The sequence below is a fragment of the Geobacillus sp. ZGt-1 genome (assembly GCF_001026865.1).
Taxonomy (GTDB): domain Bacteria; phylum Bacillota; class Bacilli; order Bacillales; family Anoxybacillaceae; genus Geobacillus; species Geobacillus thermoleovorans.
Genome location: NZ_LDPD01000023.1, coordinates 179,962 through 187,797, shown reverse-complemented (window position 1 = coordinate 187,797; position 7,836 = coordinate 179,962). Strand labels below are relative to the sequence as shown.

The window sequence follows — 7,836 nt, the reverse complement described above, 5'->3', positions numbered from 1 at the left end:
GACGGTGGCCAATTTTGAGAAGCTCGCAAACGAAGGCTTTTATAACGGGTTGACGTTCCACCGCGTCATCCCTGGATTTGTCAGCCAAGGAGGATGTCCACGCGGCAACGGAACGGGCGATGCCGGCTATACGATCCCGTGCGAGACGGACAACAATCCACACCGACATGTCACCGGCGCGATGTCCATGGCGCACCGCGGCCGCGACACCGGCAGCTGCCAGTTCTTTATCGTCCACGAGCCGCAGCCGCACTTGGATGGGGTGCACACCGTCTTTGGCCAAGTGACATCGGGCATGGACGTCGTGAGGACGATGAAAAACGGCGACGTGATGAAGGAAGTGAAAGTATTTGACGAACCGTAAACAGCGCATGAGCGAGGATGATCGGACTGTTCGAAACAACTGGCGCTTGTTTTTCTTTTTGCTTGCGGCCAGCCTGTTGTGGGGAGCGGCGTATTGGATTTGGGTTGCGGAATGATGATGCAGGGCGTTTCGTGTGGTATAATGAACATAACGATATAGTGATGCATCCTTCGGGGCAGGGTGAAATTCCCGACCGGCGGTGATGGGGCTTTCCGCCCCTCAGCCCGCGAGCCGAAAGGCAGGATCCGGTGCGATTCCGGAGCCGACAGTATAGTCTGGATGGGAGAAGGATGCCAATATGCGCACGGCTGTTTTCGGCCGGTTCAGACCCATGGGCAGCGTCTGTCGGCCGACTAGGCATGGTAGTATCTTTTGTTTCCGACCGGCCGGTATAGCCTGCTTAGCGAACGTGTGTTTGTTTGCGCATCATTGGTCATTCTCTCATCAATGAGCCCCCGGGGACATCCCGGGGGTTTCGTTTTTATTGAAGGAGGGAGTGCGGTGCATAACGATGAACATTATATGCGGCTCGCTCTCGATGTGGCCAAAGCTGGGGTCGGGCAAACGTCTCCCAATCCTGCAGTTGGCGCGGTCGTTGTCAACGGTGGGACGGTCGTTGGGCTTGGCGCCCATTTGAAAGCGGGTGAGCCGCACGCTGAAGTCTATGCGATCCGCATGGCTGGCGAGAAGGCGCGCGGTGCGACGGTGTACGTGACGCTTGAGCCGTGCAGCCATTATGGAAAAACGCCGCCATGTGCCGATTTGCTCATCCAGGCGGGCGTCCGTCGCGTCGTCGTTGCCACGACCGACCCGAATCCGCTTGTCGCGGGAAAAGGGATTGCCAAGCTGCGCCAAGCGGGCATTGACGTTGATGTTGGCGTATTAAAAGACGAAGCGGACGAATTAAATCGGATGTTTTTCCACTATATCGCCGCAAAAACGCCGTTTGTCACGTTGAAGTTCGCATGCAGCCTCGATGGCAAAATCGCGACGGCGACGGGGGAAAGCAAATGGATTACATCAAGCGCGGCGCGTGAGGATGTCCATCGCCTTCGTGCGCAGCATGACGCCATTTTGGTCGGCGTCAACACCGTTTTGACCGACAACCCGAAGCTTACCGTCCGCTTTGGGGAAAAGCGGAAAAACCCGCTGCGCATCATTTTAGATACAAAATTGCGTACACCGCTTGACGCCCATGTCGTCGCTGACAAGGAAGCAGAAACGTGGATCATCACCGGCGGCGTCAGTCGGGAACAAGCAGCGGCGTATGAGCGCCTTGGGGTGCGTGTATTTTCAATGCCGACGGCCCAGATCGATGTCCGCGATGTGCTCCGTCTGCTTGGGGAGCAGGGAGTCATGTCGCTGTTTGTCGAAGGCGGCTCGCGCGTTCATGACAGCTTCCTCCGCGCGGGAGCAGTCAATGAGGTCATCGCCTATATCGCTCCGAAGCTGATCGGCGGCCGCGGGGCGCCGACGTCGGTCGGCGGCCTTGGCTTCGCCCGGCTTGCTGAAGCGGTGGAGCTTGACATCCGCCGCATCGAGACGATCGGCCCGGACATCAAAATCGTCGCCGCGCCGAAACGGAAGGAGGAATCGTTGTGTTCACTGGCATTATTGAAGAGATCGGCACGATCGAACAAATGAAGCAAACCGGCGATGCCATCGTGATGACGATTGGCGCCAAGCGGGTGCTCGAAGATGTGCGGCTTGGCGACAGCATCGCCGTCAACGGCGTCTGCTTGACCGTCACATCGTTCACCGAACGGCAGTTTACGGTCGATGTCATGCCGGAGACGGTGAAAGCGACGGCGCTAAAGACATTAAAGCCGGGGGCGAAGGTGAATTTGGAGCGGGCAATGGCGGCTGGAGGACGGTTTGGCGGCCATTTCGTCACCGGGCATGTGGACGGCGTCGGGCGCATCATCCGGCAGTGGCCGAAAGCGAACGCCGTCTACTATGAAATCGAAGTGCCGGCCTCGCTGCGCGCCTATATGATTGAGAAAGGATCGGTCGCAGTCGATGGGACGAGCTTGACGATTTTCGGTCTGAGCGAGCGCACGTTCATCGTTTCACTCATTCCGCATACGCGTGAGGCGACGATTTTAGGCGAAAAGCGGCCGGGCGATCTCGTCAATATCGAGTGCGACATGATCGGCAAGTACGTCGCCGCTTTCCTCACCGCGAAAGCGACGCCGACCTCCAAATTGACGGTCGAATTTTTGGAGCAGCACGGCTATAAATAGTGGAAAAGGGGGCAAGCTTGATGTTTGACACGATTGAAGCAGCGCTTTCGGCGCTGAAAAACGGAGAAGTGATCATCGTTTGCGATGACGAAGACCGCGAAAATGAAGGCGATTTTGTCGTGCTGGCCGAAAAAGCTACTCCGGATGTCATTAACTTTATGATCACTCATGGCCGCGGGCTCGTCTGCGTGCCGATTACGGAGGAATTGGCGGAGCGGCTCGAGCTTGAGCCGATGGTCACTCATAACACGGACGCGCATGGCACAGCGTTTACGGTGAGTGTCGACTACAAAACGACAACGACGGGAATCAGCGCCTACGAGCGGGCGGCGACGATTCAGGCGCTGCTTGATCCGAATGTGAAAGCGAGCGATTTTAAACGTCCTGGCCACGTTTTTCCGTTGATTGCGAAAAAGGGAGGCGTCTTGCGGCGCGCCGGCCATACAGAAGCGGCGGTTGATTTGGCCCGTTTGTGCGGCGCGAAGCCGGCCGGCGTCATTTGCGAAATCATTAAAGAGGACGGGACGATGGCTCGCGTTCCTGATTTGCGGCAAATCGCCGACCAGTTCGGATTGAAAATGATCACGATCAAAGATTTGATCGCCTATCGGAGCCAGCGGGAAAAGCTCGTGAAACGGGAGGTGGACGTTTGGCTGCCGACCGAATTCGGCGAATTTCGCGCCATCGGCTACACAAACGTGCTCGACGGAAAAGAGCATGTGGCGCTTGTCAAAGGAGAGATCATCCCGGATGAGCCGATCTTGGTGCGCGTCCATTCCGAATGCTTAACTGGCGATGTGTTTGGCTCGTACCGGTGCGACTGCGGTCCGCAGCTGCATGCGGCGCTCAGGCAAATCGAGGCGGAAGGGCGCGGGGTGTTGCTTTACATGCGCCAAGAAGGGCGCGGCATCGGCCTTATGAACAAGTTGCGCGCTTACAAGCTGCAGGAGCAAGGTTATGACACCGTCGAGGCGAACGAAAAGCTCGGCTTCCCCGCCGATTTGCGCGATTATGGCATCGGGGCGCAAATTTTGAAAGATCTTGGCGTGACGAAAATGCGCCTGCTCACGAACAACCCGCGCAAAATCGCCGGCTTAAAAGGGCATGGACTCGAAGTCGTTGAACGGGTGCCCATTCAGATGCCAGCGAAAAAGGAAAATGAAAAATATTTGCGCACGAAACATGAAAAATTAGGACATATGCTTCATTTTTAATGATGGGAGGAGCAACGAACATGCGCATCATTGAAGGAAACTTAGTCGGCACCGGATTGAAAATCGGCATCGTCGTCTCTCGTTTTAACGAATTCATCACGGGCAAGCTTTTATCTGGGGCGATCGACGGCTTGACGCGCCATGGCGTGAGCGACAGCGACATCACTGTCGCCTGGGTGCCGGGTGCGTTTGAAATCCCGCTTGTGGCGAAAAAAATGGCGGAATCGAAGCAGTTTGACGCTGTCATTACGCTTGGCGCCGTCATCCGTGGGGCAACGAGCCATTTTGACTACGTCTGCAGCGAGGCGGCCAAAGGCGTCTCCCACGCGGCGCTTGCAAGCGGTGTTCCGGTCATTTTCGGCGTGTTGACGACGGACACCATTGAACAGGCGATCGAGCGGGCCGGCACGAAAGCGGGCAATAAAGGATGGGAAGCGGCGGTGTCGGCGATCGAAATGGCGAACGTCTTGCGGACGCTTGCGTAATTTGCGTAAAAAGGCATGAAATGGTTCACAATATCGGTGAGAATGTTTATAATACGTATAGAGAAAATGACAAAAACTTTTCCATTTCGGAAAAGCGTTTGTCGATAATGAGGGATTTTTATGTTAATCCGTTACCGAAAAAACTATGAGAAAATCGCCATGGGACTGTTGTCGTTTATGCCGACGGAAAAAGACCTGAAACGGCTGCAGCAGACGATGAAACAGTATGAAACAAACAACGATTGGCAGCTGTTTTTATGGAAAGAAGGGGATGACATCGTCGGCATTATCGGCGTCCTGTTGCGCGCTCCTGATGTTGTGGAAATCCAGCACATCAGCGTCAATCCGTCACACCGCCACCAAGGGATCGGAAAACAGATGGTCAAGGCATTGAAAGAGGTGTACCCGGGCTGCCGATTGTGCGCCAACGAGTGGACCGCCTCGTTTTTCGATAAATGCCATGCGTGCAACGAATAACGAAACTAGCGCGGCTCCGCGCTCAGGCGGGCGGCGGAGGGGGAGGGAAGCCAACTCCTTCCGCTTTGGCCCGTTTTTTTTGTTCGCGTGCGGCGACGACGTCCGAGCGGTCGCGGCGCCGGTGTTTATCCACAAGATCAAGGTTGGCTAGGTCGCTGGCTTGCCCCCAAACGAGCTGCCGGTGGGCGCAGGCGGCCTGGCATTGCTCATAAAGGGAACGGTCGCGAATCGGCAGTTCGACGCTTTCGTACGGTTCGCCGCGGGTGATCCGCCCAGCCGTCTCGTCGAGCAAGCGGGCGAGCGCCTCGTCATCGAGGCCGAGCCGCCGGATCATCTCTTGCGCTTCGTCAAGCAGCGCCCGCGCCCGTCGAATGAGGCGCAGCGCTCCCGAGACGTTGCCGCGCCGGTAATGGTAAAAAGCGACCGCCGTTTGAATGAGCACAAGCCAACCTTTGTTTCGACCGTCTTGTTTCCAATGTTCCTCCAAAATTTCGTGGCATTCAAAATAATCGCGGTCGCTATGGAAATGGACCAAATACTCGATATACGCTTTTGGATACATCGGCCATCGTTCCTTTCAAAAGTGGGCCGCGCCATGTGAAGGCGGACGGCTCTTCTTCGATTATACGACTTCGGCGGCCTGCGGCGCAAAAAAGAGACTGTTTTCTGTTCGCTTCGCCGCTTCGTTATGATACAATAAATGTACTGCAGCTGGAGACGAGCCTACCGGGCGGTGGTTCTGGAAAAAATGGTGGGATGGATGTGCAATTGCCGTACAACGTCAAAATCGAAGCGTTTGAAGGGCCGCTTGATCTGCTTTTGCATTTGATCAACCGCTATGAAATCGATATTTACGATATTCCGGTCGCGCAAATTACGGAGCAGTATATGGCGTACATTCACGCCATGCAGGAGCTTGAGTTGGATATCGCCAGCGAATATTTAGTGATGGCGGCCACCTTGCTTGCGATCAAAAGCAAAATGCTGTTGCCGCCCTCCAATGAGGAAGCTGTCGACGGCGACATCGAGTGGGGCGATGACGGGGACCCGCGCGAGGAGCTGGCGCAGCGGCTGCTTGAATATAAAAAGTTTAAAGAGGCGGCGCGCGAACTGAAGCGGCGCGAAGAGGAGCGGGCGCTTTTGTTTACAAAGCCGCCGAGCGACTTAAGCGCATACGCGGATGAGAAAAAGGCGGCGCCGCTGGATGTGAACGTATACGATATGCTTGGCGCCTTGTCGAAGCTGTTGCGCCGAAAAAAACTGCAAAAACCGATGCGGGCGAAAATCTCCCGCCAAGATATTTCCGTCGAACAGCGCATGGCGGAAATTTTGCATGAACTAAAGCAGGCGAACGGGCGGAAAAACTTTTACGAGCTGTTTCCGTCCTACGATCGTTCGTATATCGTCGTGACGTTTTTGGCCATTTTAGAGTTGATGAAGCAAGATGAAATCATCGTTGAGCAAGAACGGAATTTCAGCGATTTGTTTCTGGCGGTGAAACCAGCCGGTTGAGGCGGTGCGGTTTGGCCGCGGCGGTTCGCTGCGGCGGGCCGCTTTTCTTTTGTTGTTTGCCCATGCCATGATAAGGCGGAGAGCTGACTCACATTGGGGTGAGAAGACTTGGGAAACGACGAAAACAGGAGGAAAGGAGGAGGGGCGCCAACGAGTTTGGCGTGGCAGAAGGGCGATGGAACAAAACGAAAGAGAAAAAAAGGGCGCCGGTGCGCCAAATTCGGCAAAGGCGATCGTGGAAGCGTTGTTGTTTGCTGCCGGCGATGAAGGGCTGTCACTTTCGCAAATCGCCGCTGTGTTGGAAGTCAGCGAGCTAGAGGCGAAAGCGGTGATCGAGGAGCTTCAACAAGACTGCCGACGGGAAGAGCGCGGCATCCAGCTTGTCGAACTTGGCGGCGTGTTTTTGTTGGCGACAAAAAAAGAACACGCCCCCTATTTAAAGAAGTTGGTCGAAGCGCCGGGAGCATCGCCGCTGTCGCAGGCGGCGCTTGAGACGCTCGCCATTATCGCATACCGCCAGCCGATTACGCGCGCGGAGATTGAGGAAATTCGCGGCGTAAAAAGCGACAAGCCATTGCAGACGCTGATGGCACGGGCGCTCATTAAAGAGGTTGGACGAGCCGAAGGAACCGGGCGGCCGATTTTGTACGGGACAACCCCGGAATTTCTCGATTATTTCGGGCTAAAAACGCTCGAGGAGCTGCCGCCGCTGCCGGAATGGGCGGACGATGGCGAATCCGAGCGGGAAGCGGATTTATTTTTCGAAAAATTAGCAGAAAATTTGAGCGATGGGCAGCCGGAATATGGTAAACTAAAGAAAAATGGCTGATCGGGAAGGAGAGCGCTCATGAACGTTTGCCGCCTGTACGGTGAAGAGCTGCAAAAGTCGCAATCGAACACGTTTGAAGACTATTTCAACCGCTCGGAAGTCACGTACCGCGACGGGGGCGAAGAGCGGACGCTGTCTGTGTTGTATTTGCGCCATTTTGAGGCGGCGCTGCTTGATTGGCTGCCGTATGAAAGCGATCCACTGTTTACGGCTAACGGGCGCGACATTCATTTGCGCGACATCATTGCTCTTGTCTGTTTATGGAAAAATCCGGCGTATCGGAAGCGAAAGCGCGTCTACATTCATGATGAAGAGGAATTGCGCCGTTATTTTGCTGAGGTAGACGCCAAAACGCTGCAGGCGCTTGTCAGCGAATGGGCGGAAACCGGCGAGTGCCGCTTGCCTGAACGGTCGGCGTAACGAGAAAATGCGGTTGGCGCCGCGTTTTCTGTGCGTCTGGACAAGGAAACCGTTTGGTGCAGCCGGCGGTTTGCCAAAGCAGCCTGCCTTTTTCAGAAAAAAGGGGGGGCTGACCCAAAACGCGAATATGTTTTGGGTCAGCCCGATTTTTTTGAGCGGTTTATCTATGGCTCATTTGCAGACCCGCTGCAGGGAAGCATCACCGCGATTCTGTTCTTCCTTGCTGTCTTTTCCTATGATGACTGCCCTCGCTCCTCTATGTATGAGCGGCCGGGAATTTGGGTGAATGCGG

Annotated in this window: 11 protein-coding genes, 1 pseudogene and 1 riboswitch; of the genes and pseudogenes, 11 read left to right on the top strand and 1 reads right to left on the bottom strand. The window is 55.4% G+C overall.

Annotated elements, in window-relative coordinates; genetic code table 11:
• From VU18_RS09660 to VU18_RS09635, 7 genes are all read left to right on the top strand, one after another.
• Positions 1-364, top strand: a 364-nt coding sequence (locus VU18_RS09660) for a peptidylprolyl isomerase (protein WP_047758204.1), incomplete at its 5' end; no start/stop codon positions are given.
• Positions 351-479 carry a hypothetical protein gene (locus tag VU18_RS21105; protein WP_014196248.1) on the top strand — a complete coding sequence of 43 codons (129 nt, stop codon included), beginning with the start codon at positions 351-353 and terminating at the stop codon, positions 477-479. The genes VU18_RS09660 and VU18_RS21105, both read left to right, overlap by 14 nt.
• A 47-nt stretch (positions 480-526) precedes the next feature.
• A riboswitch (FMN riboswitch) is annotated at positions 527-659 on the top strand.
• Between the two features lie 206 nt (positions 660-865).
• Positions 866-2,008: a bifunctional diaminohydroxyphosphoribosylaminopyrimidine deaminase/5-amino-6-(5-phosphoribosylamino)uracil reductase RibD gene (gene ribD, locus VU18_RS09655; RefSeq protein WP_021321991.1), complete on the top strand. Its 1,143-nt coding sequence runs from the start codon at positions 866-868 to the stop codon at positions 2,006-2,008.
• Positions 1,963-2,607, top strand: coding sequence for a riboflavin synthase (gene ribE, locus VU18_RS09650; RefSeq protein WP_011231778.1), 645 nt, complete (start codon positions 1,963-1,965; stop codon positions 2,605-2,607). Before ribD ends, ribE (VU18_RS09650) begins: the two co-directional genes overlap by 46 nt.
• 20 nt (positions 2,608-2,627) lie before the next feature.
• Positions 2,628-3,821, top strand: a complete 1,194-nt coding sequence (locus tag VU18_RS09645; RefSeq protein WP_014196246.1) for a bifunctional 3,4-dihydroxy-2-butanone-4-phosphate synthase/GTP cyclohydrolase II — start codon at positions 2,628-2,630, stop codon at positions 3,819-3,821.
• A gap of 20 nt (positions 3,822-3,841) precedes the next feature.
• Positions 3,842-4,306 (top strand): 6,7-dimethyl-8-ribityllumazine synthase, encoded by a 465-nt coding sequence (gene ribE / locus VU18_RS09640; RefSeq protein WP_011231776.1) that lies wholly within the window; start codon positions 3,842-3,844, stop codon positions 4,304-4,306.
• Positions 4,307-4,426: 120 nt separating this feature from the next.
• Positions 4,427-4,783, top strand: coding sequence for a GNAT family N-acetyltransferase (locus VU18_RS09635; protein WP_011231775.1), 357 nt, complete (start codon positions 4,427-4,429; stop codon positions 4,781-4,783).
• A gap of 22 nt (positions 4,784-4,805) precedes the next feature.
• Here the strand turns inward: VU18_RS09635 and VU18_RS09630 are convergent, their stop codons facing one another.
• On the bottom strand, positions 4,806-5,345 hold the full coding sequence (locus VU18_RS09630) for a DUF309 domain-containing protein (RefSeq protein WP_011231774.1): 540 nt from the start codon (positions 5,343-5,345) through the stop codon (positions 4,806-4,808).
• 194 nt (positions 5,346-5,539) lie between these two features.
• On the opposite strand from VU18_RS09630, the gene VU18_RS09625 reads away from it, so the two are divergent.
• The 4 genes and pseudogenes from VU18_RS09625 to VU18_RS19975 form a co-directional block, all read left to right on the top strand.
• The gene (locus VU18_RS09625; RefSeq protein WP_020278275.1) at positions 5,540-6,295 is read left to right on the top strand and encodes a segregation/condensation protein A; all 756 of its coding nucleotides are present in this window, start codon (positions 5,540-5,542) and stop codon (positions 6,293-6,295) included.
• Positions 6,296-6,470: 175 nt separating this feature from the next.
• Positions 6,471-7,124, top strand: coding sequence for an SMC-Scp complex subunit ScpB (scpB, locus tag VU18_RS09620; RefSeq protein ID WP_011231772.1), 654 nt, complete (start codon positions 6,471-6,473; stop codon positions 7,122-7,124).
• Positions 7,125-7,142: 18 nt separating this feature from the next.
• The gene (locus VU18_RS09615) at positions 7,143-7,544 is read left to right on the top strand and encodes a hypothetical protein (protein ID WP_011231771.1); all 402 of its coding nucleotides are present in this window, start codon (positions 7,143-7,145) and stop codon (positions 7,542-7,544) included.
• A 30-nt stretch (positions 7,545-7,574) separates the two neighbouring features.
• Positions 7,575-7,836: pseudogene (locus VU18_RS19975) on the top strand (superoxide dismutase); the annotation flags it as partial.

Excerpts from the sequence above, each read along its gene's own strand:
- scpB (WP_011231772.1), top strand. The coding sequence starts at position 6,471 with ATGGAACAAAACGAAAGAGAAAAAAAGGGCGCCGGTGCGCCAAATTCG.
- VU18_RS09615 (WP_011231771.1), top strand. The coding sequence starts at position 7,143 with ATGAACGTTTGCCGCCTGTACGGTGAAGAGCTGCAAAAGTCGCAATCG.
- VU18_RS09625 (WP_020278275.1), top strand. The coding sequence starts at position 5,540 with ATGGATGTGCAATTGCCGTACAACGTCAAAATCGAAGCGTTTGAAGGG.
- VU18_RS09635 (WP_011231775.1), top strand. The coding sequence starts at position 4,427 with ATGTTAATCCGTTACCGAAAAAACTATGAGAAAATCGCCATGGGACTG.
- VU18_RS09645 (WP_014196246.1), top strand. The coding sequence starts at position 2,628 with ATGTTTGACACGATTGAAGCAGCGCTTTCGGCGCTGAAAAACGGAGAA.
- VU18_RS09630 (WP_011231774.1), bottom strand. The coding sequence starts at position 5,345 with ATGTATCCAAAAGCGTATATCGAGTATTTGGTCCATTTCCATAGCGAC.
- ribE (WP_011231776.1), top strand. The coding sequence starts at position 3,842 with ATGCGCATCATTGAAGGAAACTTAGTCGGCACCGGATTGAAAATCGGC.